This window comes from Phytohabitans sp. LZ39, assembly GCF_059359075.1.
The window spans coordinates 144,856-171,283 of record NZ_JCADBM010000001.1; the positions used below are offsets into that span (position 1 = coordinate 144,856).

Consider the following 26,428-nt stretch of genomic DNA (forward strand, 5'->3'; position numbering starts at 1 on the left):
CGGATGTGTCGCCCTCGCGAACGGAGACGAGCGTTGCCCAGCGTACCTGGTAGAGAGCGACGGGCACGCACCGGCCGCCCTGCTCAGCTGGTCACGGCGCCGACCACGGTGATCACGCAGAGCAGGGCGCAGACGCCGGCCGCGACGTACCGCACGAGTGACAGCCGGACATGGCGGAGCAACCACCGTCCCAGGAGCACCGCCAGCCCCGAGACCACCGCGAGTGCTGCCCAGGAGCCGAAGAAGACCGGGATCGCCGGCTTGCCGCTGGCCACCAGACCGGCCGTGAGCAGCTGGGACAGGTCGCCCCACTCGGCGGTGAAGAGCACGGCGAAGCTGGCGCCCGCCGCCCGCAGCCCACTCCGGGCCGGGGCGACCTTCTCCGCGTACTCCTTTTCCTGTTCCTTCTCTCCGCTGTCGGCGCGCCGGGCGCCGCGGAACAGGATCACCGCGCCGACGGCGAAGAGCGCGGCGGCGACGAGCGCGACCGGCTGCTGTGGCAACTGGGAGAGCAGGTGGCCGGCGCCGACCGCCACGAGGCACTGGACCCCGAACGCCGCGATCACGCCGAGCCACACCGGCAGGGCCGGGTAGCGGGTGCTGAGCACGAGGGTGGCCACGAACGTCTTGTCCGGTAGCTCCACCGGCAGGATCAGCACGAACGCGGTGAGCGCGACGAGCACGAGTTCCATCGGGATCCTTCCCGGCCGGGCCGGGAGACGGGCGCCCCTCGACCCGGCCCACGCGGGCCTGGGTCGAAGGTCTCGCCCACCGCGATTGCCGCGGTTCGCGTGGCCGGGCGCCGGAGCACCAGTGTGTCGACCGCGCGATTGGGGGCTACTCCCCTTCGCTGAGCAGCGACTATACCCGCCGGCCGGCGGGCGCCGCGAAAGCGATATGACCGCAATGTTATTTGTAGACGACCATCGATGCTCTCTAGCGTGTGGCAAACCCCCTCACGAAGGAGAGTTCCCATGCGCATCCGCCTCGCCGCCGCGGCGATCGCCGCAACGGTCACCGGCGCCCTCGTCGTACCCGGCACCGCGGTCGCCGGCGACCCAACGCCCCTGATCATCGGCGGCAGCACCGTCTCCTCCGCCCCGTGGGCCGCGGCCGTGTTCGCCAACGGCTCGTTCACCTGCTCCGGCACGATCATCGCGGCGAACTGGGTGCTGACCGCCCGGCACTGCCTCAACGGCACGATGTCGGTGCGGGTCGGCAGCGTCAACCGCACGTCCGGCGGCGTGACCCGCAGCGTGTCCGCCACCTTCGGGCAGAACGACCTGGCGCTGATGCGGCTCAGCAGCCCGGTGAGCACCTCGTACGTGTCGCTCGCCAGCAGCAACCCGCCGGTCGGCTCGACCAACTCGATCTACGGCTGGGGCATGACCTGCTACAGCGGCTGCGGTGCCTCGGTGCAGCTCAAGACCGCGAGCGTCCAGGTGACCACCAACAACGCCACCGACGCGTACGGCGGCCAGGCGATCCGCACCACCCGCATCAACGGCAACGCGTGGCGCGGCGACTCCGGTGGCCCGCAGTTCTACAACGGCCAGCAGGTCGGCGTCGCCTCGACCGCGAACGGCGTGAACATCCAGAACTACGGCAGCGTCGCGTTCAACCGGAGCTGGATCCGCTCGGTGTCTGGTGTGTGACGGTTACGACCTCGAACCTGCGCGGCGCGGACGCTTGTCCGCGCCGCGCGGTTTTGCGGTACGCGGGTGCTTCCACCGATTGCCGGCGTGGCGGTGCCCGGAAAGTCCTACTTTCTCGGTGTGCTCGTCGTTACGACGGATGACCTACCCGGCTACCAGATACACGCGGTGCTGGGCGAAGTCGTCATCTCCCTCGCCCGCACCCGCAACGCGTTCGCCGAAGGAGTGAAGTCCCTCCGCGGTGGCGCGTACGACCCCCGAGCTCCACAACACTTGCTGCGCTGGCGCACCGAGGCCGTGGCCGAGCTGGGCCGGGCGGCCCGGAAGCGCGGCGCCAACGCCGTGCTCGGCATGCGGTTCGACCACCGCGACACCGGCACGCTGTGGGTGGAGCTCTGCGCATACGGGACCGCCGTCGTGGCGACGAAGGCGGTCGCGTAACCAGTGGAGGATGTCACTGTCTTGAGCCACCGGGCGACCGCCGGCCGTATGACGTGCCGGTGGGCCGCACGGCCCGCTACCCGGCGGGCCGTGTCACGCCGCTGGGTCGGGGAGGTTGCTCCCCGGCCCAGCGCGCACTAGAGGATCGGAGCCGGTGCGTAGGCGGCGGCCTGCGGATGGCGAGCCACGACCTCGGCGATCCGGTCGACCACCGCCCGCACCTGGGCCGGCGCGGCGCCGACGAAGGCCTCCCGGTCGGCGACCAGCGAGTCGATCTCCGCGCGGGTCAGGCCCAGCCGGTGGTCGTCGGCGAGCCGGTCGAAGAGGTCGTTTTCCGCGACGCCCTTTTCCCGCATCGCCAGCGCCACCGCGACCGCGTGCTCCTTGATCGCCTCGTGCGCGGCCTCGCGCCCGACGCCCCGCCGCACCGCCGCCACCAGGATCTTCGTCGTGGCCAGGAACGGCAGGTAGCGGTCGAGCTCGCGGGCGACCACCGCCGGGTACGCGCCGAACTCGTCGAGCACGGTCAGGAACGTCTGGAACAGCCCGTCGGTCGCGAAGAACGAGTCGGGCAACGCGACCCGGCGTACCACCGAGCAGGAGACGTCGCCCTCGTTCCACTGGTCCCCGGCCAGCTCACCGACCATCGACAGGTAGCCGCGGACGATCACCGCAAGGCCGTTGACCCGTTCGCTGGAGCGGGTGTTCATCTTGTGCGGCATCGCCGAAGAGCCCACCTGGCCGGGGCGGAACCCCTCGGTGACCAGCTCCTGCCCGACCATCAGCCGGATCGTCGTGGCCAGCGACGACGGGCCGGCGACGAGCTGCGCCAGCGCCGCCACCGTGGCGAAGTCGATCGACCGCGGGTAGACCTGCCCGACGCTGTCGAGTACCCGGCTGAAGCCGAGGTGCGCGGCCACCCGCCGCTCCAGCTCGGCGAGCCGGTCGAAGTCGCCGTCGAAGAGGTCGAGCTGGTCGGCGGCCGTGCCCACCGGGCCCTTGATGCCCCGCAGCGGGTACCAGGCGATGAGGTCTTCCAGCCGCTCGTAGGCGATGAGCAGCTCCTCCGCCGCCGACGCGAAGCGCTTGCCGAGCGTCGTGGCCTGTGCCGCGACGTTGTGCGAACGGCCGGTCATCACCAGGTCGGAGTGCTCGACAGCGAGGTGGGCCAGCCGGGCGAGGGCGGCGACCGAGCGGTCGCGGACCAGCTCCAGCGAGCGGCGCACCTGAAGCTGCTCGACGTTTTCGGTCAGGTCGCGCGAGGTCATGCCCTTGTGCACGTGCTCGTGGCCGGCGAGCGCGCTGAACTCCTCGATCCGCGCCTTCACGTCGTGGCGGGTCACCCGCTCGCGGGCGGCGATCGAATCGAGGTCGACCTGGTCGAGCACCCGCTCGTACGCCTCGACGACCCCATCGGGCACCTCGATGCCCAGGTCACGCTGGGCCCGCAGGACGGCGATCCACAGCCGCCGCTCCAGCCGTACCTTCTCCTCCGGCGCCCAGATCGCGGTCAGCTCGGCGGACGCGTAACGGGCAGCGAGCACATTGGGGATCACCAGCCCATTCTCACAGTCGGTTGAGGGCCGGTACGAGGTGCTCCTCCTCATACCGCAGGTGTGCCTCCAGCTCCTCGGCGAGCTGATCAAGGTCGTCGATCCCGTCCTCGATCCGCTTCGCTATGGCCGCGTGCTCGCGGCGGAGCCGCGCCAGCACCGGGCCCAGCTCGGGCATCTGCCGCTCGAACTCGGGAAAGGCGCCGTCTTCCCTCGTGTGGTGCGTGGTCAGCGCCCCGCAGAAGGCCAGGCAGTGCACTCTCAGGTCGGCGGCCGGCACGCCGCCCGACCGGAGAGCGGCCAGGTCGCGCCGCGCCACCTGTCGCTGCTCGCGTACCTGCTCTTCGAGGGGCCGCTCGGCGTCAACGAACTCGCCGCGCGACTGGAGGTCGCGCCCTCGACGGTGAGCCTGATGGTGGGCGACCTCAGCCGCCAGGGGATCCTGCGCCGGCGGGAGGACGACGCCGACCGGCGGCGCACGATCGTGAGCATCGCCGACGAACACCACGCGGCGATCGACGACTGGCTTGGTCAGGGCGCCGTGGCCCGGCGGGCCGCCCTCGCGCCCTTGACCCCGGCGCAGCGCCGGATGTTCATCGACACCCTGCTGGCGTACGAGGCGGCGCTCAGCGCTCCATGATGGCGACCACGCCCTGGCCGCCGGCGGCGCAGATCGAGATGAGGCCGCGGCCGGCGCCCTTCTGCGCGAGCAGCTTGGCCAGCGTGGCGACGATCCGGCCGCCGGTCGCGGCGAACGGGTGTCCCGCGGCCAGCGACGAGCCGTTGACGTTGAGCTTGGCCCGGTCGATCGAGCCGAGCGGCGCGTCGAGGCCGAGCTTGTCTTTGCAGAACTCGGGCGACTCCCAGGCCGCCAGCGTGGCGAGCACCTGCGACGCGAACGCCTCGTGGATCTCGTAATAGTCGAAGTCCTGGAGCGTGAGCCCACGGCGGGCGAGCAGCCGCGGCACGGCGTACGTGGGTGCCATCAGCAGCCCCTCCCCGCCGTGTACGAAGTCGACCGCGGCCGTCTCCCCGTCGACGAACCACGCCTGCACGGGGAGGTTGTGCGCGGCGGCCCACTCCTCCGAGGCCAGCAGCACGACCGCCGCCCCGTCGGTGAGCGGCGAGGAATTGCCCGCGGTCATGGTCGGCTCGCCGCCGTTCGGCGCGCGGAACGCCGGCTTCAGCGAGCCGAGCTTTTCCAGCGAGGTGTCGGGCCGCAGGTTTTGGTCGCGGCCGAGCCCGAGGTAGGGCGTGAGCAGGTCGTCGAAGAAGCCCCGCTCGTACGCCGCGGCGAGCTTCTGGTGGGACTCCAGCGCCAGCTGATCCTGCTCCTGGCGGCCGATGCCCCACTCCAGCGCGGTGATCGCCGCGTGCTCGCCCATCGAGAGGCCGGTACGCGGCTCGGCGTTGCGTGGCACCTCCGGCCGGAACGGCTGGAGCGGGCGCAGCCGGGTGGCCGCACGCAGCCGGCCGCCGAGCGAGCGGGACGAGTTGATTTGCAGCAGCGCGCGCCGCATGTCCTCGTTGAGCTGGAGCGGAGCGTCCGATGTGGTGTCGACGCCGCCGGCGATGCCCACCTCGATCTGGCCGAGAGCGATCTTGTTGGCGACCAGGATCGCCGCTTCGAGCCCGGTGCCACACGCCTGCTGCACGTCGTACGCGGGCGTGTGCGGGTCCAGCCGCGAACCGAGGACGACCTCGCGGGTGAGGTTGAAGTCGCGCGAATGCTTGAGCACCGCACCGGCCACCACCTCGCCGAGCCGCTGGCCCGCCAGCCCGTATCGGGCGACGAGGCCGTCGAGCGCGGCGGTGAGCATGTCCTGGTTGGACGCCGTGGCATACCGGCTGTTGGAGCGGGCGAACGGGATCCGGTTGCCACCGATGATCGCGACCCTCTGCACGGGACTTCCCCTCCCAGAGAAACTTACTCACGAGTAGGATACGCCTATGAGCGATCGGTATGCGACCTTCGCCAACTCCGGTCCGGGCCGGGCGGTCGTCAAGCGCCTCGGCCTGCCCGCACCGCCCCGCCTGCGCCGCTACCGCCCCGGCCAGCCGCTGGTGCCGGGCCCGGTGTTGCTCGACTCCGCCCCTGGCGGCCGCCTCCACGAGCCGGTCCGCGAGATCCTCAAGGCCGCCGGCGTCGCCGAGGAGGGCGAGTGGCACAGCGCGCTCGTCTTCGACGCGTCCGGCGTCACCGACTCCACCGGCCTCCGCGCGCTGTACGACTTCTTCCACCCCAACGCCCGCTCGGTCACCCCGTCGGGCCGGGTGATCGTGCTGGGCACCCCGCCCGAGGCGTGCGAGACGCCCCGGGAGGCCACCGCGCAGCGGGCGCTCGAAGGGCTGACCCGCAGCATCGGCAAGGAGTTCGGCCGGGGCACGACCGCACAGCTCGTCTACGTCACCCCGGGCGCCGAGGGCGCGATCGAGTCGACGATCCGCTTCCTGCTCTCCGGCCGCTCGGCGTACGTCTCCGGGCAGGTCATCCGCATCGGCCCGGCCACCGCGGTCAACCCACCGGCCGACTGGGAGCACCCGCTGGACGGCAAGGTCGCCCTGGTCACCGGCGCGGCCCGCGGGATCGGCGCGGCGATCGCGAGGGTCCTGGCCCGCGACGGCGCGCACGTGATCGGCCTCGACGTGCCCGCCGCCGGCGACGCGCTCGCCGCGGTGGCCAACGACATCCGGGGTACCGCCTACCAGCTCGACCTCACCACGGCCGGCGCGCCCGACCGGCTGGCCGACCACATCGGCGGGCGGCACGGCCGCGTCGACATCGTGGTGCACAACGCCGGCATCACCCGCGACAAGACGATCGCCCGCATGGACGCCGACCGCTGGGATTCGGTGCTCGACGTCAACCTCTCCAGCCAGGAGAGGATCAACGAGGTACTCCTCGACCGCGGCCTGATCACCGACGGCGGGCGCCTGATCGGCGTCGCCTCGATCGCGGGCATCGCCGGCAACCGCGGCCAGACCAACTACGCCACCAGCAAGGCGGGCGTGATCGGGCTGGTGCAGTCGATGGCGCCGGTGCTCGCCGAGCGCGGCATCACGATCAACGCGGTCGCGCCTGGCTTCATCGAGACCCGCATGACCGCCAAGATGCCGGTGATGATCCGCGAGGCCGGCCGCCGGATGAACAGCATGGCGCAGGGCGGCCTCCCGGTCGACGTGGCCGAGACGATCGCCTGGTTCGCCTCGCCCGCGTCCGGAGGCATCACAGGCAACGTCGTCCGCGTCTGCGGGCAGAGCCTGCTGGGGGCGTGATGTTCGCCCGCGCCGCGATCGGCCTGGTGCCCGGGTTCAACCGGCCCGGCTGGCTGCCCGAGGTCGTGCTCGACCGGTCGGGTGTGACCGTCGACCGCACCCACCTCGCCGACTACAACCGCGTCTGCGGATTCCGCCTCTCCGACACGCTGCCGGCGACGTACCCGCACGTGCTCGCCTTCCCGCTGGCGTTCCGGCTGATGTCGCGGCGAGACTTCCCATTTCCGGTCGTCGGGCTCGTGCATGTGGCCAACCGCATCGAGCTGCTGCGTCCGATCGACGCGGGCGAGCCGCTCGACCTGTCGGTGCACGCCGCCGACCTGCGCGAGCACCCGCGCGGCCGCCAGCTCGACGTGGTCGCCACCGCCTCGGTCGGCGGCGAGGTCGTGTGGCGGGACGTGTCGACATACCTGCGCCGCGAGGGCAAGGCAGCCGGCGGGCGGCGCGAAGCCGACCAGACCGAGCCGCCGGCGGCGTCGGCCCGCTGGCGCCTGAGCCCCCGCGTGGGCACCGACTACGCGCGCGCCTCCGGCGACCACAACCCGATCCACACGTCGCGGCTCGGCGCGCGCCTGTTCGGATTCGCCCGGCCGATCGCGCACGGCATGTGGAGCAAGGCCCGGTGCCTGGCCGCGCTGGAGGGCCGCCTGCCGGACGCGTACACAGTGGAGGTTTCGTTCAAGCTGCCCGTGTTCCTACCGTCCACAGTGGCGTTCTCTACGACTCCAGAGTGGACGTTCGCCCTACACGGCGCCAAGTCCGGCAAGCCACACCTGACCGGCACGGTAACGCCCACCTAGTGGGTGCGTCTGTCTTCGTGGCTTTGAAGCCAATTTCCAAAGATGTGAGCTACCGCGATGTGCGTCGTGGTCCATGCCGTTGCTCCCGCGGCCTCACCCATCCGCTGTTGCTCACGCTCACCCCAGCGAGGGCGTCGGGATTCATCGCCCAGAGCAGTCGCCGCGACGGTGCGGTCGCCGCGACTTCTGGTTACGCGGCGTTGCCCGCGGCTCTGCCGAGGTGCTGCCCCCGGGCCTCGCGGTGACCGTGACCAGCGGCGGACGGGTGAGGCCGCGGGAGCAGCGGTCCGGACCACCGCGGACGTCGCGGTAGCCCAAATCTTGATCTTGGGTTGGATCTTATCTTGAGGTCGTGAGTGGAGCGACTACGGAGTCCAGGTCTCGCCGTGCAGGAGTTGGGCGGCGCCGAGCCAGGTGACGTTCATCATCCGGGTGGCGGTCTTCTCCGGGTCGGCCTCCGGGTGGTCGGCGAGCCAGTCGGCGAGCGACTCCGAGGCGCCGACCAGCGCGTACGCCATGACCTGGAGATCGGTGTCGCGGACCTCGCGCCCCTCCGCGGCGAGCGCGCGCCCAAGCATCATCTCGACGACCTCGACCATGCGCTCGCGCATCTCGGTCAGCGCGCTGGCGAAGGGCTGCTCACCGCGCGCCTGCCGGTAGAGCACCGCCCAGCCGTCGCGGTGCGCGCCGACGAACGCGAAGAACGCCCGCAGGCCCCGCCAGAGCTGCTGGTCCGGGGTGTCCGCGCCGACGACCTCGTCCGCGATCGCCTCCATCAGGCGGTTGCCCTCGCGCTGGAGGCAGGCGACGAAGAGCTCCTCCTTGGGGCCCAGGTAGGCGTACACCATCGGCTTGGAGATGCCGGCGTCCTCGGCGATCTCGTCCATGCTCGCCGCGTGAAAGCCACGCCGGGAGAAGACGCGGACGGCGGAGTCGAGCATCATCTGCTCACGTACCGCCCGCGGCAGTCGTTTGAAGGTCGGGGTACCTGATACCGCGGTCACCCTTGCCACCATACCTACTCGTGCGTAAGGTTACGCACGAGTAACTACTCAGCCGGAGGCCACAACGATGACCGACTTCGACCTATCTGACTTCTCCAGTGTCGACCCGAAGCAGTTCGCCCAGATCGTAAAGTCCGCTCCGGACTCGCAGATCAAAGAGGTGATGTCGAGCGACATGCGCGGGAAGATCCTCGACGAGGTGTTCGCCCGCATGCCCTCGCTCTTCCGGCCCGACCGGGCCGGCTCGACCAACGCGGTCATCCACTGGAACGTCACGGACCGCCCCGACGGCGGGGTCGACACGTACGAGGTCGTGATCGAAAACGGTGTCTGCACGCTCTCGCCGTCGCCCGACCGTGACCCCAAGCTGAGCCTCACGATGGGTCCGGTCGAGTTCCTAAAGGTGGTGTCCGGCGCCGGCAACCCGGTGATGATGTTCATGACCGGCAAGCTGAAGGCGAAGGGCGACCTGGGCCTCGCGGCCAACATCGCCAACCTGTTCGACATCCCCAAGGGTTGATATGTCGGAATTCTCGCTCGACCTGAACGAGGAACAGCGGGACCTGCGGGACTGGGTGCACGGCTTCGCCAAAGAGGTCGTGCGCCCGGCCGCCGCCGAGTGGGACGCCCGCGAGGAGACGCCCTGGCCCGTGATCCAGGAGGCCGCGAAGATCGGGCTCTACGGCTTCGAGTTCCTCGCCAACTGCTGGTCGGATCCCACCGGTCTCTCGCTGCCGATCGCCAACGAGGAGCTCTTCTGGGGCGACGCCGGCATCGGGATGGCGCTGCTGGGCACCTCGCTCGTCGTCGCCTCGATCTACGGTTCGGGCACCCCTGAGCAGATGCTCGAGTGGGTGCCGCAGTGCTACGGCACGGTCGACGAGCCGGCCGTCGCGGCGTTCTGCAACACCGAGCCCGAGGCCGGCTCCGACGTCGGCGCGATCCGCACCCGCGCGGTGTACGACGAGGCCACCGACGAGTGGGTGCTCAACGGGCAGAAGGCGTACGCCACCAACGGCGGGATCGCGACCGTGCACGTGGTGACCGCCGTGGTCGACCCGGAGCTCGGGTCGCGCGGGCACGCCGCTTTCGTCGTACCGCCCGGCACGAAAGGGCTGTCCTCGCCCGGCAAGCTCAAAAAGCTCGGCCTGCGCGCGTCGCACACCGCGGACGTGTTCCTCGACGACGTCCGCGTACCCGGGCGGTGCCTGCTCGGCGGGCGCGAGGCGCTGCGGGAGCGGCTCGACCGCGCCCGGTCCGGGCAGCGGGCGGCCGGCCAGGCGGCGATGCGCACGTTCGAGCTGACCCGGCCGACCGTCGGCGCGCAGGCGATCGGCGTGGCCCGCGCGGCGTACGAGTACACGCTGGAGTACGCCCGGAGCCGCGTGCAGTTCGGCCGCCCGATCGTCCAGAACCAGGCCGTCGCGTTCGCGCTCGCGGACATGAAGATGGAGATCGACGCCGCGCGGCTGCTGGTGTGGCGGGCCGCCTGGATGGGTCGCAACAACCGCGCCTTCGAGGCGGGCGAGGGCTCGATGTCCAAGCTCAAGGCCGGCGAGGTGGCCGTGGCCGTCACGGAGAAAGCGGTGCAGCTGCTCGGCGGCGCCGGCTATCTGCGTGAGCACCCGGTCGAGCGCTGGTACCGCGACGCCAAGATCTACACCATCTTCGAGGGCACGTCCGAAATCCAGCGCCTTGTGATCTCCCGTGCCATCTCTGGAGTACAGATTCGATGATCACCCCGTTCGTCGTGGCCACCTTGACCCGACGAGGGTTGCTCACGCCCGGATCGCCGGTGCGGGTGGCCGCCCAGCTCAACGCGCTGCGCCGATGGGGTTTCAGCCTCTCCGGCGAGCTGCGCCAGGCGGCCGCCCGCGACCCGGAGGGCGTGGCGATCGTCGACGAGTGGCGCGGCGCGGTGACCTACGGCCAGCTGCTGGGCAACGCCGAGCGGCTGGCCCGGGCGCTGCGCGGCACCACGGGTGTCCGCTCCGGCGACCGCATCGGCCTGCTCTGCCGCAACCACGCCGGCATGGTCGAGGCGATGGTGGCCGGCACGCTGATCGGCGCCGACACCGTGCTGATCAACACCGGGCTCTCCCCGGCCCAGCTCACCACGGTCGCCGACGAGCAGGAGCTGCGCATCCTGATCCACGACGCGGAGTTCGCCGAGAAGGTGCTCGCGGTGCCGGCCAAGGTGGAGCGGATCACCGAGGAGCGGGCGGCCGAGCTGATCGCCGACGCACCGCCCGGCGAGCTGCGCCCGCCGGAGCGCGACGGCCGCACGATCGTGCTCACGTCCGGCACCACCGGCACGCCCAAGGGCGCCCGCCGCCGCACGCCGGCCGGCTTCGGCCCGCTCGTGTCGATCATCCATCGCATCCCGCTGCACGCCCGCGACCGCATCATGATCGCCGCGCCGCTCTTCCACACCTGGGGGTACGCGGCGCTCCAGGTCTCGTTCGCGCTCCGGGCCACCGTCGTGCTCCAGCGCCGCTTCGAGCCGGCCGGCTGCGTCGGGCTCGCGGCCCAGCATCGGGTACGTGCGCTCTTCGCCGTGCCGGTGATGGTGCAACGACTGCTGGAAGTGGCGCCACCCCAGCCCAACCCGCTTCGGATCGTGGCGGTGAGCGGCTCGGCGCTGCCGGGCGGGCTGGCCACGCGCTTCATGGACGCCTACGGTGACGTGCTCTACAACCTGTACGGCTCGACCGAGGTCTCCTGGGCCTCGATCGCCACGCCGCGCGACCTGCGTGCCGCGCCGCAGACCGCCGGCCGCCCGCCACACGGCACCCGCCTGGCGATCCTCGGACCTACCGGCCAGCCCGTGGCGGACGGGCAGGTCGGGCGGATCTTCGTGGGCAACGAGATGCTCTTCGAGGGGTACACCTCGGGAGCCGACAAGGAGTCGCACGACGGCCTGATCGCGACCGGCGACCTCGGCCACGTCGACGGCGACGGGCGGCTCTTCGTGGTGGGCCGGGAAGACGACATGATCATCTCTGGCGGCGAAAACGTCTTCCCGTCCGAAGTGGAAAACCTGCTCGCCGAGCTGCCACAGGTACGCGAAGTCGCGGTGATCGGCGTGCCCGATCCGGAGTACGGCCAGCGCCTCGCCGCCTTCCTCGCGCTGCACCGCGGCGAGACACTCGACGCCGACGCGGTACGCGAGTACGTGCGCCGCTACCGGGCCCGCTACTGCATCCCGCGCGACGTGTACTTCGTGCCGTACCTGCCGCGCAACGCCACCGGCAAGGTGGTCGTCCGCGACCTGCGCCCGTTTTGAGCGGGCGGATCAGACGTCGGCGACCTCGTAGGCCTCGGCCGTCGCGCTGAGCTGCTTCGACTTCACCGACCCACCACCGACGGTCTTCAGCAGGTAGGTGTGTCTGACCGTCTCGCCCGGGTCGTGGCCGCCGCAGGAGAACGTGAAGGTCTCCGAACCCTCGGCCGGATACGTGCCGTAGATCCCCGGGCCGTCGACGGAGATCGTGACCTTGTCGGTGCCGGTCACCTTCCACTCCAGGATCACCGGGGTACCCTCCACCGGGTACTCGCTGCTCCCTTGTGGACATTGCGGCTTTTGCTTGACGCGAAACACCACGATCCGCGGGCCCTGGTTTTGCGGCGGGCGTGTCGTGGTCGGCGCTCTCGTCGTCTCCGTATCCGTGGGCGTCTCGCGCGTCGCATCGGGGCTGGGGCTCGGAGTCGCCTCCGCCGTGCCGAGACCGGCGTCGGCGCTGGGTGACGGCGTGCTACCGGCACCGCTACCCGTTTCTCCGCCATTGGTCAGGGAGAGGCAGCCAGCGACCGCGCCGATGGTGCTGGCGAACACCACAGCGCCCGCCAGCACGAGCGTTGCCGTCTTGTTCTTCATGACACAGACGGTAGGGTCGCGGTGGCGCTGGGGTAATCCCTTGTTCGTGCCGTTAGGGCACGTAGACGCGCCCTTCCACCGCGGCGAGCGCGATGTCCGAGCGCCGGTGCGAGCCGGCCAGCGTCACCCCGTCGACGAGCGCGTAGGCGGCTTCGCGGGCGGAGGCCAGATCGGGGCCGGTCGCTGTTCCACAAAGGACCCGGCCGCCCGCGGAGACGAGCGCACCGTCGGCGGCCCGGCGCGCGGTGCCGGCGTGGATGATGCCGGCGCGATCCGCGCCGGTGATGACATCGCCAGAACGAGACGACGTCGGGTAACCCTCCGACGCGAGCACCACCGTGACAGCCGCGCCCGGACGCCACCGCAGCGGCGGGTGGTCGCCGAGCGTGCCGGTGGCGGCCGCGCGCAGCAGCCCGGCCAGCGGCGTCTCCAGCAACGCGAGGACCACCTGCGTCTCGGGGTCGCCGAAGCGCGCGTTGAACTCGATCACCCGCGGCCCCGCCTTGGTCAACGCCAACCCGATGTAGAGCAACCCGGCGAACGGCGTGCCCCGGCGCCGCATCTCGGCGAGCGTGGGATGCGCGACCGAGTCCATGACCTCGTCGACAAGTCCGGGCGGTGCCCAGTCCAGGGGCGCGTAGGCACCCATGCCGCCAGTGTTGGGGCCGGTGTCGCCGTCGCCGACCCGCTTGAAGTCCTGCGCCGGCATGAGCGGCAGGGCCGCCTCGCCGTCGGTCACGACGAAGAGCGAGACCTCGGGCCCGTCGAGGTACTCCTCGATCACCACGCGCCCACAGGCCTCCGCGTGGGCGAGCGCCGCGTCCCGATCGTCCGTGACGACCACGCCCTTGCCGGCGGCGAGCCCGTCGTTCTTGACGACGTACGGCGCGCCGAACTCGTCGAGCGCCTGCTCAGCCTCGGCTCGCGTGGTGCACGCCCGGGACTTGGCGGTAGGCACACCGGCCGCGCCCATCACGTCCTTGGCGAACGCCTTCGACCCCTCGAGCTGAGCGGCCGCGGCAGACGGCCCGAAGCAGGCAATCCCCTTGGCCCGCACCGCATCTGCAACGCCCGCGACAAGCGGCGCCTCCGGCCCGACGACGACAAGATCGGCCGCGACCTCGACGGCAAGGGCGGCGACCGCGTGGGGACTGGCGCCGTCGACATCGCGGGTGATCGCCAAGTCGGCGATACCCGGATTGCCAGGCGCCGCGACAAGCTGTGCAACGGCAGGGTCAGCGTAAATCCCCAGGGCGAGGGCATGCTCTCGCCCTCCACCCCCGATAAGCAGTACGCGCACCCGTCGGATCCTAGCCCTGCCCGTTGATCATGGTCCGGGCAGCGACAATTCGGACGAAGTTACAGGAGGTCGTGGCGCACTACGTTTTCTTCGCGGCCCGGGCCCACGCCCACGATGGACACTCGCGTGCCGACGAGCTCCTCGATGCGCTCGACATACGCGCGCGCGTTTGCCGGCAGGTCGCTGAACGCGCGGGCCTTGGTGATGTCTTCCCACCAGCCGTCGTGCTCTTCGTAGACGGGCTTGGCGTGGTGGAAGGCGGTCTGCGTCATCGGCATCGTGTCGATCCGCTCGCCGTCGATCTCGTAACCCACGCAGATCGGCACCTTCTCCATGCCGGTCATCACGTCGAGCTTGGTCACGACCAGGTCGGTGATGCCATTGAGGCGGGTGGCGTAGCGGGCGACCACCGCGTCGAACCAGCCGCACCGGCGTTCGCGGCCGGTGGTCGTGCCGTACTCGGCGCCGATTTTGCGGAGGTGTGCGCCGTTTTCGTCGAAGAGCTCGGTCGGGAACGGGCCGGAACCCACCCGCGTCGTGTACGCCTTGCTGACGCCGATCACCTTCGAGATCGCGGTGGGCGGGATGCCGGCGCCGACACACGCCCCGCCCGCCGACGGGTTGGACGACGTCACGAAGGGGTAGGTGCCGTGGTCCATGTCGAGCATCGTGGCCTGGGCGCCCTCCAGCAGCACCGTGTCGCCACGGTCGAGCGCGTCCCACAGGATCGTGCGCGTCTCCGCGATGTACGGCCGCAGCCGCTCCGCGTACGCCAGGTACTCCTCCACGACCGCGGACGTGTCGAGCGCCTTCCGGTTGTACACCTTGAACAGGATCTGGTTTTTCTCCCGCAGCACCAGCTCCAGCTTCTTGCGGAGGATGCCCGGGTCGAGGAGGTCCTGGAGGCGGATGCCCATGCGGGCGACCTTGTCGCCGTACGCCGGGCCGATGCCGCGACCGGTGGTGCCGATCCGCGACGAGCCGAGGTAGCGCTCCACCACGCGGTCGAGTGCCCGGTGGTGCGGCATGATCAGGTGGGCGTCGCCGGAGATGCGGAGCCGGGAGACGTCGACACCCCGCTCGGCGAGGCCGTCGATCTCGCCGATCAGCACCTTGGGGTCGACGACCACGCCGTTGCCGATGACGATCATCGCGCTGGGCGAGAGCGCGCCGGATGGCATGAGGTGGAGTGCGTACTTCTGGCCGTCTGGTGTGATCACCGTGTGGCCGGCATTGTTGCCGCCCGAGTAACGCACCACGTAGTGGACCCGCTCTCCCAGCAGGTCGGTAACCTTGCCCTTGCCCTCGTCGCCCCACTGGGCGCCGATGAGCACGATCGCTGGCATCTCTTTCCCGCCTTACTGGGGGCTCGGGTGCCAATGTGGCGACCGCGTGGCGAGCCCGAGGTGTCAGGCTAACAAGAAGTTACGACCAGCTCAGCGCTGGCCATAGAGATCAGCAGGGGGTCACCACCGGTGTACGACGTGGTGTTGCTCACGCTCGGCGGCGGTTGTGGCGCTCCGCGCGTGCCGGTGCTCGCCTGTGCCGACGCGTTGACGGCGGCCGGTGCCACCGTACAGACGGTAACGGCCGAGTCCGACGCCGACATCGACGCGACCCTCGACAGCCGCCGGCTTGTCGTCGCCACCGCCACCAACGGGCAGCTGCGCGCCGTCGTGCGGCGCATGGTCCGCCGGTACGCCCCGGCGCCCAGCAAGCGCCCCGCCGACCTGCCCGCCGACCGCACGGTGCCCGACCTGCCGCCGATCGGCGTGTTGCCGCTCGACCCCACGGCCGACGACTTCGCCGCCCAGCTCGACCTCCCGCGCGACCCCGCCGAGGTGGCCAAGGCCGTACTCGGCGACAAGGTGCGCCGCCTTGACCTCCTCCGCAACGATGGTGGGTCGGTCACGCTCGACGGTGCGCTGGTCGGCGGCGAGCGGGGCGCGTGGCGCGGACGTGTGGAGGTGGACGACGCGGTGCTGAGCGACGGGTCCGACCCCATACTGGCTTGTGCGGTCGGCAACGGCGCCGGCTACACGCGGCTCGACGGGCTGCCGCTGCTCACTACCCCCGACCCGGCCGACGGCGTGATCGAGGTCGCCGTGGCGGTGCCGGTGGTCGTGCCGCGCCTGCTGCGCCGCCCCCGCGTGCGCATCGAGGTACGCCGGGCGCGCGGCCGCGCGGTGGCCGTCACCCCCCGCGAGTCCGAGATCGGGTACGTCGACGACGGCGTCAGCGGCACCCTGAGCCACAAGCGGTCGTGGTGGATCGAGCCAGGAGCCTGGGCGGTATACGTCCGCTGAGTCCTGTGCGAGGCTGCCGGTTGGGAGAGGAGGTTGCACGGTGGACGAGGAACGGCCGAAGTCGCGGCAGGTGCCGGTCGGCCCAAACCGCGGCGTCAAGCCGCTCTGGCCCACGGCCGACTACGTGCCGGAGGAAGACCTCGCGCCCGCTCCCGCGGCGCCGCCACCGCCTCCGCAGCCGGTAGCTGAGCCGTTCCCACCGCCGCCGGTGGGTCACGTCGGCGAGCAGCCTTTCACCGACCCGCCCGCGCTGGGTGGCGGCGGCCCGGAGCCCGCTGTCTATGGGCAGCCCCCGGCTCAGGAGGAGACACCCGCACCCGCACCCGGCTTCGGCGAGCCGCAGGGGTGGGCCAACGGCAGCGACAACCTCCCCCCGGGCGTCTGGCACCTGGCCGGCGCGGCACCGGAGGTCGAGCCACCCACTCCGGTGCACAACGGCCCGCCGATCGCCACCACGCCGCCGGCCGGCATCCCGGTCTCCTCGGGCCACCACTCGGGCGGCATCCCGTTTCCGTCGCTGCCACCCACGTCGGCGCCGCCGGTGACGTCTTCACCACCGGCTGAGTACGCCCCGCCGATCCCATCCGCGCCGGTGCCGCCACCCACCTCCGCGCCTCCGACATCCGCTCCACCGGCTGTCTTCGGCGCCCCGGATCTGTTCGGCCCGGCAGCGGCATACGGCCAGCCCACGTCCGGCCCACCGTCGTCCGGCCAGCCGCCGTCCGGCCCACCCGCACACGGCCACCCTGGGGCCGCCCAGCCCGCCTACGACCAGCCGGCGTCCGGCCCACCCGCACACGGCCACCCTGGGGCCGCCCAGCCCGCCTACGACCAGCCGGCGTCCGGCCCACCCGCACACGGCCAGCCCACCTCGGCGCCACCCGCACACGACCAGCCTGCCTACAACCAGTCGGCGTCCGGCCCGCCCGCACACGGCCAGCCCACCTCGGTGCCGCCCGCATACGGCCCGCTTGCGCAGGGTCAGCCCGCGCCGCCGCCTGCTGGGCCGCCTGGCTGGGCGCCGCAGCCGAGTGAGGCGCCGACGCACAACCAGCCGCTCCAGCCGCCGGCCGACCCGTGGGCCGGTGCGGCGCCGCTCCACCACCCGCCCGGCTCGCCTTGGGCTACCCCGCCGGGCCAGCCCAGCGCTCCACCCGCCGCCCCTGAGGTGGCGCCCGCTCAGCCAGGCCACCCCGCACAGGGCTGGGCCGGCCCGGGTGAGCCGGCGACGCTGCCCACCCAGCCGCACCAGGCGCACCCCGGCGTCACCGCGATGCCGCCCCAGCCGGAAGCACCGGGGGTCTACCGGGTGCCACCGCAGGCGTACCAGGAACAGCCTGTCCGCCCGACGGAGCCGGGCGTGCCGACGGCGGAGGAGTTCGCGCGGCGCCGTGCGGTCCGTCCGCCCGAGCCGGTGGCCCGCACCGGCGTGCGCGCGGCCGTCAACAAGAGCACGCTGGGCCTGGTCAAGCTGGCACCGGGGCGGCACGAGCAGGAGTTCCGCCAGGACGTCGAGAAGGTCCGGCGCAACTTCGGCGGCCTGCGCCAGGTGACCGTGGTCAACCCCAAGGGCGGTGCCGGCAAGACCGTGGCGGTGCTGCTGCTCGCGATGACGTTCGGGCAAAAGCGCGGCGGCTACGTGCTGGCCTGGGACAACAACGAGACCCAGGGCACGCTCGGCATGCGGGCGCAGCAAGACTTCCACAGCCGCACCGTGCGCGACATGCTCCGCGACCTCTCCAGCTTCCAGGGCGCGCGGGGCCGGGTGGGTGACCTGTCGCAGTACGTGCGGGCGCAGGGCGAGGGCATGTTCGACGTGCTGGCCTCGGACGAGTCGGCGACGGCCGGAGAGATGCTGACGGCACACGCGTTCGGCGAGATCCGCGAGGTGGTCAGCCGCTTCTACAAGCTGATCTTCGTGGACACCGGCAACAACGTGCGGGCGCAAAACTGGCAGGCCGCGATCGACGCCACCGACCAGCTCGTCGTCACCATGTCGGCCCGCAACGACTCCGCCGAGACGGCCGCCCGCATGCTCGACCATCTCGAAGAGTCCGGGCGCACCCGGCTCGTGCGGCAGGCGGTCACAGTGGTGTCGATACCGCCGCGCGCCAAAGACATCGACCTGCCACCGATCCAGCGGCACTTCGAGGCACGCACGCGGGCAGTGCTGCTGGCGCCCTACGACCGCTTGATCGACACAGGCGAGCCGATGCGCTACGGCCAGCTCTCCAACGCCACCCTCGACGCCTGGCTCAAGATCGCCGCAGCGGTGTCCGAAGGCCTCTAGAGATCTTTCGGGGTCGGGGTCGCGTGGCCCCTGAATCCCTGGTCCAGACCGTTGCTCCCGCGGCCTCACCCTTCGCGGTGGTTGCGGCTACCCCTTCTGGCGTGAATTTTTGTCCACATTGTCTGTTGCCGGATCGGCGGTGAGGGGCGAACAGCGGGGCGTCGTCGTGGCAGGGGCTGCGACTGCCGCGGAGACCGCCCGACGAGCAGCGACCCGCTGCTGGTCGCGGCAGCCCCGCCATGCCGCGCGCCGGTCGGCTCTTGTCCACGATGGCGGAGGCGATGGCCCCGACCCCGTGCGCCCAGCTCGACAGCTCCCGCGACGGGGTCAGCCACAAGGGCTCATGTCGAAAGGCGTCCGGTGGCCTCGACGTATGGGATAAGGAAACCAGGAGGTACCCGATGAAGTATTTGATCATGATCTGGCATAACCCGAAGTCGCGGGAGATCTGGGAGAGCTTCTCCGACGCTGAGCGGGCGGAGGGTTGGCGGGCGTACGCCGCCCTCGACGAGAGCCTGATCGCCTCCGGCGAGATGGTGATCTCCGAGGCGCTGGCCGACCCCTCGCAGGGGCGGCGGCTGCCGGCGACCGAGGGGCAGTCGCTCGCCACCGACGGGCCCTTTCCCGAGGCGAAGGAGCAGCTTGCTGGCTTCTACCTGGTCGACTGCGAGAGCTTCGAGCGCGCGCTGGAGATCGCGGCGCAGGTGCCGGAGGCGAGCCTCGGTCTCGTCGAGGTGCGGCCGGTCCTGGCGATGAACGGTCCGGACATGTGACCGAGGTCGAGGTCCTCCTCCGCGCGCACGCACCGCAGGTGCTCACCGCGCTCGTGCGGCACCACGGCGGCTTCGAGGCGTGCGAAGACGCCGTGCAGGAGGCGCTGCTCGCGGCCGCAACCCAATGGCCGGTCGAGGGTGTGCCGGCCAACCCGCGCGGCTGGCTGATCAGGGTCGCGTCGCGCCGCCGCACCGAGCTGTGGCGCAACGAGACGGCCCGGCGGCGGCGCGAGGAGACGGTGGCGCTGCTCGAGCCGCCGGAGGTGGAGCCGCTCCCGGAGGTCGACGACACGCTCACGCTGCTGCTCCTGTGCTGCCACCCCGCGCTCACGCCCGCGTCGCAGGTGGCGCTGACGCTGCGCGCGGTCGGTGGCCTCACGACCGGCGAGATCGCCCGCGCCTTCCTGGTGCCCGAGGCCACGATCGGCCAGCGGATCAGCCGGGCCAAGCAGCGGATCAAGTCGACCGGGGCGGAGTTTCGGCTGCCGCCGCCGGATGAGCGGCCGGCGCGTGTGGCGGCGGTGCTGCGGGTGCTCTACCTGATCTTCAACGAGGGGTACACCGCCACCTCTGGCCCGGCCCTCCACCGGGTGGAGCTGACCGCCGAAGCGATCCGGCTCGCCCGCCAGCTCCACGCCCGCCTGCCGGACGACGGCGAGGTGGCCGGCCTGCTCGCGCTGATGCTGCTCACCGACGCCCGCCGGCCGTCCCGCGCCCGCCCGGACGGCAGCCTCGTGCCCCTCGCCGAGCAGGACCGGAGCCGCTGGGACAGGGCGGCCATCGCGGAGGGTGTGGCGCTGGTCAGCACCGCGCTGACCACCACCCGGGTCGGGCAGTACCAGCTTCAAGCCGCCATCGCCGCCGTGCACGACGAGGCCGCCCGCGCCGAAGACACCGACTGGGCGCAGATCCTCGGCCTCTACGACCTGCTCGACCGGGTCGCGCCCGGACCGATGGTCACGCTCAACCGCGTCGTCGCCGTCGCCATGGTGTACGGCCCGCGGGTCGCGCTCGACCAGCTCGACCGTGCCGAGGCCGACCCGGCGCTGGCCGGGCACCACCGGGTGCACGCGGTCCGGGCGCACCTGCTTGACCTCGCCGGCGAGCCGGAGGCGGCACGCGAGCAGTATCGGCTGGCCGCCAAACGCACGCTGAGCGTGCCCGAGCAGCGCTACCTGGAGATGCGAGCGGCCGGCTAGACCCCGGAGAGCGCGTCGCCCGCGGCCGGGTCGCAGTCGCGCAGGAACTGCGCGCAGCGCGCCGCCTCGTCCGACTCGCCGATCTCGTCGGCGGCCCGGGAGAGGGCATGCAGTGAGCGCAGGAAGCCCCGGTTGGGCTCGTGCGACCACGGCACCGGGCCGTGCCCCTTCCAGCCGCTGCGGCGCAGCTGGTCGAGGCCGCGGTGGTAGCCGGTCCGGGCGTACGCGTACGCCGTCACGAACTTGCCGCCGGCGAGCGCGCGGCTGGCGAGCGTCGCCCACGCCGCGCTGTATGCCGGGAAGTGGCCCGCCACCTCGGCATACGCCTCGTCGGTGTCGACCCGCTCCGCCTGCGCCAATGCGGCCGCGGCCTTGTCGTCGGCGGGCAGCAGCGTGGCGGGCGGTTCGGGCAACAGGTTCTGCATGGGCACATTCAACCCGCAACCTCGCTCATACAGTGCCTGAAAGGCTGAGGGATTCGTCACGCGTGCGGCCGGTGTGCGAGAACCCACACTGGCGTAGAAATGAAGGTCCGGAGCCTCCCCAGGACCCGGTAACGGGAGCCCGGTGGTCTTGGCCGCCGGGCTCTCTCTTGTGCTCCGCCAGGCGCCCTCTTGTGCATATGGGGCAGGATTGGCACGTGCCGTCCCTTGATGTCCTTGAGCCGTTCGACACCACTCCGGAGGAAGTGGAGTCCCGCGCCGAGCTCGATCTGCACCTTCAGGCCGGCAGCCTGGCCGGGTTGACGATCCAGGGGCTGCGCCTGGACGCCGAGCCGGTGCCCGATCTGTCACGCGTCGACGTCACGGGCACGCTCTTCGTCGGCTGCCACTTCGCCACGATCGAGGCCGAGTGCGACGTGGTGCGGCGCGGCGCGCACGTGGTGCCGCCCTTCCGCGACCTGCCCTTCCCGACGCATCCGGCCCACCTCTACACCCCGGAAGAGCTGGCCGCCGGCTTCGAGACTGGTGGCTTCGCCGGCATGTACGACACGGTGGTCTACGAGCACTTCCTGACGGTGGGCGGCGCCCTGCCGTCGGTCCGCGAGGCGCTCGCCCAGCGGCTGCACGACCATGGCATCGACAACGCGCTCGCCGACCTGACGCTCACCTGGCTGGGCAGCCACGGCCCCGGTTCGGTGATCGGCGTGATGGGCGGCCACGCCGTGCCGCGCGGCTCGTCGGCGTACCGGCTGGCGGCCGCCCTCGGCTGGGAGCTGGCCCGCGCCGGCCGGCTGGTGGTCACCGGCGGCGGCCCCGGCGTGATGGAGGCCGCCAACCTCGGCGCCTACCTCGCCACGCGCGACGCCGAGGAGCTGACCACCGCCATCGACCTGCTGAGCGTCGCGCCCGACTTCCTGGACCACGAGCCGTACACGAGGGTGGCGCTCGAGGTGCGGTCCCGTTTCACGCCGGGCGACGGCGTCGACTGGGCCCAGCGCGGTGGCCTCGCCATCCCCACCTGGCTGTACGGGCACGAGCCGGCCAACCTCTTCGCCGGCCGGATCGCCAAGTACTTCTCCAACGCCATCCGCGAAGACACGATCCTGCGCCTCGCACGCGGCGGCATCGTCTTCGCCGCCGGCCGGGCCGGCACCGTGCAGGAGGTCTTCCAGGCGGCGACCAAGACGTTCTACGGCACCGACGGCGCGAGCGGGGCGTACGTCTTCCTCGACCGTGCGTTCTGGACGGAGACGCTGCCGATCGAGTCGCTGCTCCGCCCGCTACTGGCCCTCTCGCCGGCCGGCGACCTCTCCACCACGATCCACGTCACCGACGACGTCCACGAAGCGGTCCGGGTGCTCACCGCCGAGGCATAGGAGCAGATTTCCCGGCCCGCGTCAGCTGCGGACCGCCGCTCCCGCCGGAGACCGCGGCGGCCGGCGGCTCGCCAGGGCTCGCCGAAACCCCCGGCCCCCGCTGCCGGGTCCGCGGGCCAAGACCCCACCTGCCCCAAGAGGGCAGCCCTCTTGGGCGTGAATTCCCAGCGGGGGTCCCGTATACCCGCCCAGACGGTGACACGGCTGCCCTCTTGAGGGCAGGGGCGGGAGGTGAGCGGGGGCCAACAGCGGACGGGTGAGGCCGCGGGAGCAACGGCATGGACCACGACGGACGTCGCGGTAGCTCGAATCTGTATGTGAAAGAGGCCTACGCGATGGGCACTCGGCACCAGAAGCCGACTGGCAGGTCGACGTCGGTGGCGTCGGTGATGCCGTTTTCGTCGAGCGCGTTGTAGATCGCGAGCCGGGAGCCCTCGAAGAGGAACTCGACCGCGTGCAGCACCCGCGGCCGCCAGTGTGACGGCATGATCCGCTCGATCACGTTGATCTCACGCAGACGGCGGCCGCGCGCGCTGAGCAGTGCGGGGTGGGCGTCGGGTCGCCAGTCGAGCGTGAGGCCGGGCCAGTCGAGCGGCATCGACATGTCCACCTGGCCCCAGGTGATGCCGCACTCGTCGAACTTGCGGTGGGTGACCTCGACGTTGACGTCGCCGAAGCCGAGGATCACCGGACCGTCGGCGAACCACCGGTGGCGCTCCAGGTCCCACATCAGCCAGGCGCCCTCCAGCGTCCGGCCGACGATCCGGGAGAAGCGGGGACGGTGGACGGCTGCCAGCGTCTTTCCGCTGTGACACCACTGCGGCTCGTACCCTTCGATGCCGAGCACGACCGACCTCCCGGGGGCATTATCGGGCGATCATACCGAAAAGCCGCCCATGACCACGGAACGGCGCGCGGCCGGCCCTCAACGAGGGACCGGCCGCGGATGCCGTGGTTCGTTTACTTGGAGAGCGTGGTGCCGGTCGAGCGCAGGTGCTCGCAGGCCTCGACCACGCGCTTGCCCATGCCCTCTTCGGCCGCCTTGCCCCAGGCGCGCGGGTCGTACGACTTCTTGTCGCCGACCTCGCCGTCGATCTTGAGCACACCGTCGTACTTGCTGAACATGTGCGCGGCCACCGGGCGGGTGAACGCGTACTGGGTGTCGGTGTCGATGTTCATCTTCACCACGCCGTAGTCCAGCGCGGAGCGGATCTCCGACAGCAGCGAGCCCGAGCCGCCGTGGAAGACCAGGTCGAGCGGCTTCTCCTTGCCGTACTTGGCGCCGATCGCGTCCTGGATCTCCTTGAGGATCTCCGGGCGCAGCTTGACGTTGCCGGGCTTGTAGACGCCGTGCACGTTGCCGAAGGTGAGGGCGGCGATGTAGCGGCCCTTCTCCCCCAGGCCGAGGGCGGCGACCGTGGCCATGCCGTCTTCGACGGTCGTGTACAGCTTTTCGTCGATCGCGCCGACGATGCCGTCCTCTTCCCCGCCGACCACGCCGACCTCGATCTCCAGCACCACGTGCGCGGCGGCCGCCTCGGCCAGCAACTCCTCGGCGATCTGGAGGTTTTCGTCGAGTGGCACGGCCGAGCCGTCCCACATGTGCGACTGGAACAGCGGAGCCTCGCCGCGCGCGACCCGGTCCTTCGAGATCGCGAGCAGCGGCCGGACGAAGCCGTCGAGCTTGTTCTTCGGGCAGTGGTCGGTGTGCAGGGCGATGTTGACCGGGTAGTTCTTCGCCACCTCGGCGGCGTACGCCGCGAACGCGACCGAGCCGGTGACCATGTCCTTCACAGTGGGGCCGGACAGGTACTCGGCGCCACCGGTGGAGACCTGCACGATGCCGTCGCTCTCCGCCTCCGCGAACCCGCGCAGCGCCGCGTTGAGCGTCTGCGACGACGTCACGTTGATCGCGGGGTACGCGAACGCGCCAGCCTTGGCGCGGTCGAGCATCTCGGCGTAGACCTCAGGGGAAGCGATAGGCATGTCGAACGCTCCTATGTATGCGGGCTTGAGTGCGCCGGACCGCGCTGTCCTCCGCGGGAAGTATCGCGCAGGTCAGCGAGGGCCAGGCCACCGCCCCAGGGAGCGTTACGCCTTGCCTTCCCACCGGTCAGGGATCACGAGGCTGATCAGCCAGCTCACCACGGCCATCACGATCGCGCCCCAGAAGGCGGGCCAGAAGCCGTCGATGTGGAACGGCAGGTCGGCCTGATCGGCGATCCAGTCGGTGAGCAGGAAGAGCAGGGCGTTGACGACGAGTGCGAACAATCCCAACGTAAGGATGTAGAACAGGCACCCGACGACATGGATAATCGGCTTGAGTACGGCGTTCACCAGGCCAAATATCAGCGCGACGATGATCAGCGTCAGCGCGTTACGACCGCTGGAACTACCGGTCACGTCGATGTCGGGCACCACCAGCGTCGTGATCCACAACGCTACGGCGTTAATCGCCCATCGGACCAGAAAACCCACCGTCCCATCCTGACACCGCAGCACCCGGGCGGGGGCCGGTTTCCTCGCCTTGATCCCTGGGCACCCTGCCCCGGGTACCCCCGGGAAGAGCGGAAGGAGGCCACCCATGGCCAACCCCGACGAGGACTTCGCGCTGGGAGATCACCTCGCGCCGGAGGAGCGTGACCCGGAAGCGCCGCAGGAAGACGCGGTGGAGCAGGCGACGGCCCTCGACCCGGCCGACCGCGAGCCCGAGGTGCACCGCGGTCTCGAGGTGGACGAGTGGGACGCGCTCGAGCAGGCCCGGGTCGTCGACCTGGACGACGAGTACCGGTAAGTCGGCCTTCAGCGACCACACAGCTTTACCTGGCCGGGCCCCGGTAGCCTATGTGCCCGTGGACACAGCCGAGAAGACCCGCGCGCTCACCGAGCAGCTCGCCGTCAACCCGCTGGACCCCAAGGAGCTACTCCAGACGTTCGGTCTGGTGGGCGTATGGGTGATCCTTTTTGCCGAGACCGGATTGTTGCTCGGCTTCTTCCTCCCCGGTGACTCGCTGCTCTTCCTCGCCGGCGTGGGCGCCTCGCCGGTCGCCGACGCGATGTTCGGCGACGGCACCCGGATATCGCTGATGGGCCTGCTGATCGGCGCGCCGATCTGCGCGATCACGGGGGCGCAGTTGGGCCACTTCCTCGGCGCGCGCTACGGCCGCAGGATGTTCGAGCGGCCGGACTCGCGGCTCTTCAAGCGGGAGTACGTGGAGAAGGCCGAGTACTACTTCGAGAAGTTCGGCCCGGCCAAGGCCGTGGTGCTGGCCCGCTTCATCCCGATCGTCCGTACGTTTCTCAACCCGGTGGCGGGCGTGCTCGGCATGCCGGCCAAGACCTTCTTCTTGTGGAACGTCGTGGGCGGCATCATCTGGACCGACGGGATCATCCTCGGCGGTTACTTCCTGGCGGACAGCATCTATGACGCGGTCGGCGACCACATCGACCGCTACATCCTGCCGGTGGTGGCCCTCATCGTGTTGATCTCGGTGTTGCCGATCTTTATCGAGATCATCCGCGACCGGCGGGCCCGCCGTCGCGCAGCGGCCATCGCCGCCGAAGACCCTGCGACGCCTGCCGCTCAGGGCCGGCACTCTCAGGTTTGATCAAAACTCTGGCGACTACCGCCCGTGATGGGCGAAATCTTGCCAGGGAGCCTTCATGAGGCATGAGGAAATCGCCCGGTGTCACCGAGAATGGTGACGCGCTCCAGTGACGCCGGGCGATTCCGCGCTAACTCAGCGAGCCTTCTTGGTGGCGCGCTTACGCGGCGGAGTCAACAGGTCCGCGATCGTAGCGATCGCGGTCGGCACCAGCCTGTAGTAAGCCCACACACCGCGCTTCTCCCGCTCCAGCAAGCCGGCTTCGGTGAGGATTCGCAGGTGGTGGCTTACCGTCGGCTGCGAGAGGCCGAGCGGTGCGGTGAGGTCGCATACACACGCCTCACCCTCCGGTGCGGACTGGATGAGGCTCAAGAGCCGCAACCGGGCCGGATCGGCGAGTGCTTTGAGGACCCCAGCGAGACGCTCGGCATCAGCGCGCTCGATCGGCTCGCCGCCAAGCGGCGAGATCTGGGGCATGGTCGTTTCAGCCAACGCAGTTCCCACGTACTCCATCCTTCCACCTACACCAT

General features: G+C 71.0%; 27 protein-coding genes and 1 pseudogene. 15 read left to right on the top strand and 13 right to left on the bottom strand.

The genetic code is table 11. The features are described 5' to 3' along the window. Positions 1-83 precede the first annotated feature (83 nt). Complete coding sequence (locus AC5L36_RS00640) at positions 84-692, bottom strand: TMEM165/GDT1 family protein (RefSeq protein WP_441216155.1); 609 nt, start codon at positions 690-692, stop codon at positions 84-86. 282 nt (positions 693-974) lie between these two features. On the opposite strand from AC5L36_RS00640, the gene AC5L36_RS00645 reads away from it, so the two are divergent. After that, positions 975-1,655: a S1 family peptidase gene (locus AC5L36_RS00645; RefSeq protein WP_441216154.1), complete on the top strand. Its 681-nt coding sequence runs from the start codon at positions 975-977 to the stop codon at positions 1,653-1,655. A gap of 120 nt (positions 1,656-1,775) precedes the next feature. Next, positions 1,776-2,090, top strand: a pseudogene (locus tag AC5L36_RS00650) (heavy metal-binding domain-containing protein); the annotation flags it as partial. Positions 2,091-2,233: 143 nt separating this feature from the next. Here AC5L36_RS00650 and purB read toward each other — a convergent pair. Both purB and AC5L36_RS00660 read right to left on the bottom strand, forming a co-directional pair. Beyond that, complete coding sequence (purB, locus tag AC5L36_RS00655; RefSeq protein WP_441216153.1) at positions 2,234-3,703, bottom strand: adenylosuccinate lyase; 1,470 nt, start codon at positions 3,701-3,703, stop codon at positions 2,234-2,236. Further along, a complete protein-coding gene (locus tag AC5L36_RS00660) occupies positions 3,663-3,929 on the bottom strand; it encodes a hemerythrin domain-containing protein (RefSeq protein ID WP_441216152.1) in 267 nt (88 codons plus the stop codon). Before AC5L36_RS00660 ends, purB begins: the two co-directional genes overlap by 41 nt. On the opposite strand from AC5L36_RS00660, the gene AC5L36_RS00665 reads away from it, so the two are divergent. After that, on the top strand, positions 3,903-4,289 hold the full coding sequence (locus tag AC5L36_RS00665) for a MarR family transcriptional regulator (RefSeq protein ID WP_441216151.1): 387 nt from the start codon (positions 3,903-3,905) through the stop codon (positions 4,287-4,289). The two genes, AC5L36_RS00660 and AC5L36_RS00665, sit on opposite strands and share 27 nt — an antisense overlap. Here AC5L36_RS00665 and AC5L36_RS00670 read toward each other — a convergent pair. After that, on the bottom strand, positions 4,276-5,553 hold the full coding sequence (locus tag AC5L36_RS00670) for an acetyl-CoA C-acetyltransferase (RefSeq protein WP_441216150.1): 1,278 nt from the start codon (positions 5,551-5,553) through the stop codon (positions 4,276-4,278). The genes AC5L36_RS00665 and AC5L36_RS00670 overlap by 14 nt on opposite strands. A 46-nt stretch (positions 5,554-5,599) precedes the next feature. Between AC5L36_RS00670 and AC5L36_RS00675 the strand changes: the two genes are divergently transcribed. Beyond that, positions 5,600-6,925 carry a 3-oxoacyl-ACP reductase gene (locus AC5L36_RS00675; protein WP_441216149.1) on the top strand — a complete coding sequence of 442 codons (1,326 nt, stop codon included), beginning with the start codon at positions 5,600-5,602 and terminating at the stop codon, positions 6,923-6,925. Then, positions 6,925-7,725 carry a MaoC family dehydratase gene (locus AC5L36_RS00680; protein WP_441216334.1) on the top strand — a complete coding sequence of 267 codons (801 nt, stop codon included), beginning with the start codon at positions 6,925-6,927 and terminating at the stop codon, positions 7,723-7,725. The genes AC5L36_RS00675 and AC5L36_RS00680 overlap by 1 nt, the downstream gene beginning before the upstream one ends. Positions 7,726-8,090: 365 nt before the next feature. Here the strand turns inward: AC5L36_RS00680 and AC5L36_RS00685 are convergent, their stop codons facing one another. Further along, positions 8,091-8,669 carry a TetR/AcrR family transcriptional regulator gene (locus AC5L36_RS00685; protein ID WP_441216333.1) on the bottom strand — a complete coding sequence of 193 codons (579 nt, stop codon included), beginning with the start codon at positions 8,667-8,669 and terminating at the stop codon, positions 8,091-8,093. 127 nt (positions 8,670-8,796) lie between these two features. Here AC5L36_RS00685 and AC5L36_RS00690 point away from each other — a divergent pair, with 127 nt between their 5' ends. The 3 genes from AC5L36_RS00690 to AC5L36_RS00700 are packed head-to-tail and all read left to right on the top strand — an operon-like array spanning position 8,797 to position 12,015. Then, the gene (locus AC5L36_RS00690) at positions 8,797-9,249 is read left to right on the top strand and encodes an SCP2 sterol-binding domain-containing protein (protein ID WP_441216148.1); all 453 of its coding nucleotides are present in this window, start codon (positions 8,797-8,799) and stop codon (positions 9,247-9,249) included. Between the two features lies 1 nt (position 9,250). Next, a complete protein-coding gene (locus AC5L36_RS00695; RefSeq protein ID WP_441216147.1) occupies positions 9,251-10,465 on the top strand; it encodes an acyl-CoA dehydrogenase family protein in 1,215 nt (404 codons plus the stop codon). Further along, on the top strand, positions 10,462-12,015 hold the full coding sequence (locus tag AC5L36_RS00700) for an AMP-binding protein (protein WP_441216146.1): 1,554 nt from the start codon (positions 10,462-10,464) through the stop codon (positions 12,013-12,015). The genes AC5L36_RS00695 and AC5L36_RS00700 overlap by 4 nt, the downstream gene beginning before the upstream one ends. Positions 12,016-12,024: 9 nt before the next feature. Here AC5L36_RS00700 and AC5L36_RS00705 read toward each other — a convergent pair whose 3' ends face one another. From AC5L36_RS00705 to AC5L36_RS00715, 3 genes are read right to left on the bottom strand one after another with little or no spacing between them, the layout of a single operon-like run. After that, positions 12,025-12,606 carry a hypothetical protein gene (locus AC5L36_RS00705; protein WP_441216145.1) on the bottom strand — a complete coding sequence of 194 codons (582 nt, stop codon included), beginning with the start codon at positions 12,604-12,606 and terminating at the stop codon, positions 12,025-12,027. 52 nt (positions 12,607-12,658) lie between these two features. Then, a complete protein-coding gene (purD, locus tag AC5L36_RS00710) occupies positions 12,659-13,906 on the bottom strand; it encodes a phosphoribosylamine--glycine ligase (RefSeq protein ID WP_441216144.1) in 1,248 nt (415 codons plus the stop codon). A gap of 59 nt (positions 13,907-13,965) precedes the next feature. Then, positions 13,966-15,252: an adenylosuccinate synthase gene (locus AC5L36_RS00715; RefSeq protein WP_441216143.1), complete on the bottom strand. Its 1,287-nt coding sequence runs from the start codon at positions 15,250-15,252 to the stop codon at positions 13,966-13,968. Between the two features lie 129 nt (positions 15,253-15,381). On the opposite strand from AC5L36_RS00715, the gene AC5L36_RS00720 reads away from it, so the two are divergent. The 4 genes from AC5L36_RS00720 to AC5L36_RS00735 all read left to right on the top strand — a co-directional run bounded on the left by AC5L36_RS00720 (position 15,382) and on the right by AC5L36_RS00735 (position 20,474). Next, complete coding sequence (locus AC5L36_RS00720; protein ID WP_441216142.1) at positions 15,382-16,212, top strand: diacylglycerol kinase family protein; 831 nt, start codon at positions 15,382-15,384, stop codon at positions 16,210-16,212. A gap of 40 nt (positions 16,213-16,252) precedes the next feature. After that, positions 16,253-18,502 (top strand): MinD/ParA family ATP-binding protein, encoded by a 2,250-nt coding sequence (locus AC5L36_RS00725; protein WP_494907199.1) that lies wholly within the window; start codon positions 16,253-16,255, stop codon positions 18,500-18,502. Between the two features lie 401 nt (positions 18,503-18,903). Beyond that, positions 18,904-19,275, top strand: a complete 372-nt coding sequence (locus AC5L36_RS00730; protein WP_441216140.1) for a YciI family protein — start codon at positions 18,904-18,906, stop codon at positions 19,273-19,275. After that, the gene (locus AC5L36_RS00735; RefSeq protein WP_441216139.1) at positions 19,272-20,474 is read left to right on the top strand and encodes an RNA polymerase sigma factor; all 1,203 of its coding nucleotides are present in this window, start codon (positions 19,272-19,274) and stop codon (positions 20,472-20,474) included. Before AC5L36_RS00730 ends, AC5L36_RS00735 begins: the two co-directional genes overlap by 4 nt. On the opposite strand, the gene AC5L36_RS00740 is transcribed toward AC5L36_RS00735, so the two are convergent. After that, complete coding sequence (locus AC5L36_RS00740; protein ID WP_441216138.1) at positions 20,471-20,899, bottom strand: DUF3151 domain-containing protein; 429 nt, start codon at positions 20,897-20,899, stop codon at positions 20,471-20,473. The genes AC5L36_RS00735 and AC5L36_RS00740 overlap by 4 nt on opposite strands. 197 nt (positions 20,900-21,096) lie before the next feature. On the opposite strand from AC5L36_RS00740, the gene AC5L36_RS00745 reads away from it, so the two are divergent. Next, positions 21,097-22,293, top strand: coding sequence for an LOG family protein (locus AC5L36_RS00745; RefSeq protein WP_441216137.1), 1,197 nt, complete (start codon positions 21,097-21,099; stop codon positions 22,291-22,293). A 328-nt stretch (positions 22,294-22,621) separates the two neighbouring features. On the opposite strand, the gene AC5L36_RS00750 is transcribed toward AC5L36_RS00745, so the two are convergent. The 3 genes from AC5L36_RS00750 to AC5L36_RS00760 form a co-directional block, all read right to left on the bottom strand. Further along, positions 22,622-23,140 carry a hypothetical protein gene (locus tag AC5L36_RS00750; protein WP_441216136.1) on the bottom strand — a complete coding sequence of 173 codons (519 nt, stop codon included), beginning with the start codon at positions 23,138-23,140 and terminating at the stop codon, positions 22,622-22,624. Positions 23,141-23,253: 113 nt separating this feature from the next. Next, the gene (gene fbaA / locus AC5L36_RS00755) at positions 23,254-24,279 is read right to left on the bottom strand and encodes a class II fructose-bisphosphate aldolase (RefSeq protein ID WP_441216135.1); all 1,026 of its coding nucleotides are present in this window, start codon (positions 24,277-24,279) and stop codon (positions 23,254-23,256) included. Between the two features lie 105 nt (positions 24,280-24,384). Next, the gene (locus AC5L36_RS00760) at positions 24,385-24,771 is read right to left on the bottom strand and encodes a phage holin family protein (protein WP_441216134.1); all 387 of its coding nucleotides are present in this window, start codon (positions 24,769-24,771) and stop codon (positions 24,385-24,387) included. A 106-nt stretch (positions 24,772-24,877) separates the two neighbouring features. On the opposite strand from AC5L36_RS00760, the gene AC5L36_RS00765 reads away from it, so the two are divergent. Together AC5L36_RS00765 and AC5L36_RS00770 are read left to right on the top strand one after the other, a co-directional pair. Then, positions 24,878-25,087: a hypothetical protein gene (locus AC5L36_RS00765; RefSeq protein WP_441216133.1), complete on the top strand. Its 210-nt coding sequence runs from the start codon at positions 24,878-24,880 to the stop codon at positions 25,085-25,087. A 52-nt stretch (positions 25,088-25,139) separates the two neighbouring features. Further along, entirely contained in the window at positions 25,140-25,901 is a 762-nt protein-coding gene (locus tag AC5L36_RS00770; protein ID WP_441216132.1) for a DedA family protein, read from the top strand. A gap of 132 nt (positions 25,902-26,033) precedes the next feature. Here the strand turns inward: AC5L36_RS00770 and AC5L36_RS00775 are convergent, their stop codons facing one another. Beyond that, complete coding sequence (locus AC5L36_RS00775; RefSeq protein ID WP_173040617.1) at positions 26,034-26,411, bottom strand: ArsR/SmtB family transcription factor; 378 nt, start codon at positions 26,409-26,411, stop codon at positions 26,034-26,036. Positions 26,412-26,428 lie beyond the last annotated feature (17 nt).

Coding starts and splice junctions, on each gene's coding strand:
- AC5L36_RS00680 (WP_441216334.1), top strand. CDS start 6,925: ATGTTCGCCCGCGCCGCGATCGGCCTGGTGCCCGGGTTCAACCGGCCC.
- AC5L36_RS00645 (WP_441216154.1), top strand. CDS start 975: ATGCGCATCCGCCTCGCCGCCGCGGCGATCGCCGCAACGGTCACCGGC.
- AC5L36_RS00700 (WP_441216146.1), top strand. CDS start 10,462: ATGATCACCCCGTTCGTCGTGGCCACCTTGACCCGACGAGGGTTGCTC.
- AC5L36_RS00690 (WP_441216148.1), top strand. CDS start 8,797: ATGACCGACTTCGACCTATCTGACTTCTCCAGTGTCGACCCGAAGCAG.
- AC5L36_RS00740 (WP_441216138.1), bottom strand. CDS start 20,899: ATGCAGAACCTGTTGCCCGAACCGCCCGCCACGCTGCTGCCCGCCGAC.
- AC5L36_RS00640 (WP_441216155.1), bottom strand. CDS start 692: ATGGAACTCGTGCTCGTCGCGCTCACCGCGTTCGTGCTGATCCTGCCG.
- AC5L36_RS00695 (WP_441216147.1), top strand. CDS start 9,251: ATGTCGGAATTCTCGCTCGACCTGAACGAGGAACAGCGGGACCTGCGG.
- AC5L36_RS00765 (WP_441216133.1), top strand. CDS start 24,878: ATGGCCAACCCCGACGAGGACTTCGCGCTGGGAGATCACCTCGCGCCG.
- AC5L36_RS00685 (WP_441216333.1), bottom strand. CDS start 8,669: ATGATGCTCGACTCCGCCGTCCGCGTCTTCTCCCGGCGTGGCTTTCAC.
- AC5L36_RS00730 (WP_441216140.1), top strand. CDS start 18,904: ATGAAGTATTTGATCATGATCTGGCATAACCCGAAGTCGCGGGAGATC.
- fbaA (WP_441216135.1), bottom strand. CDS start 24,279: ATGCCTATCGCTTCCCCTGAGGTCTACGCCGAGATGCTCGACCGCGCC.
- purB (WP_441216153.1), bottom strand. CDS start 3,703: ATGAGGAGGAGCACCTCGTACCGGCCCTCAACCGACTGTGAGAATGGG.
- AC5L36_RS00705 (WP_441216145.1), bottom strand. CDS start 12,606: ATGAAGAACAAGACGGCAACGCTCGTGCTGGCGGGCGCTGTGGTGTTC.
- AC5L36_RS00745 (WP_441216137.1), top strand. CDS start 21,097: ATGGGGCAGGATTGGCACGTGCCGTCCCTTGATGTCCTTGAGCCGTTC.
- AC5L36_RS00675 (WP_441216149.1), top strand. CDS start 5,600: ATGAGCGATCGGTATGCGACCTTCGCCAACTCCGGTCCGGGCCGGGCG.
- AC5L36_RS00775 (WP_173040617.1), bottom strand. CDS start 26,411: ATGGAGTACGTGGGAACTGCGTTGGCTGAAACGACCATGCCCCAGATC.
- AC5L36_RS00715 (WP_441216143.1), bottom strand. CDS start 15,252: ATGCCAGCGATCGTGCTCATCGGCGCCCAGTGGGGCGACGAGGGCAAG.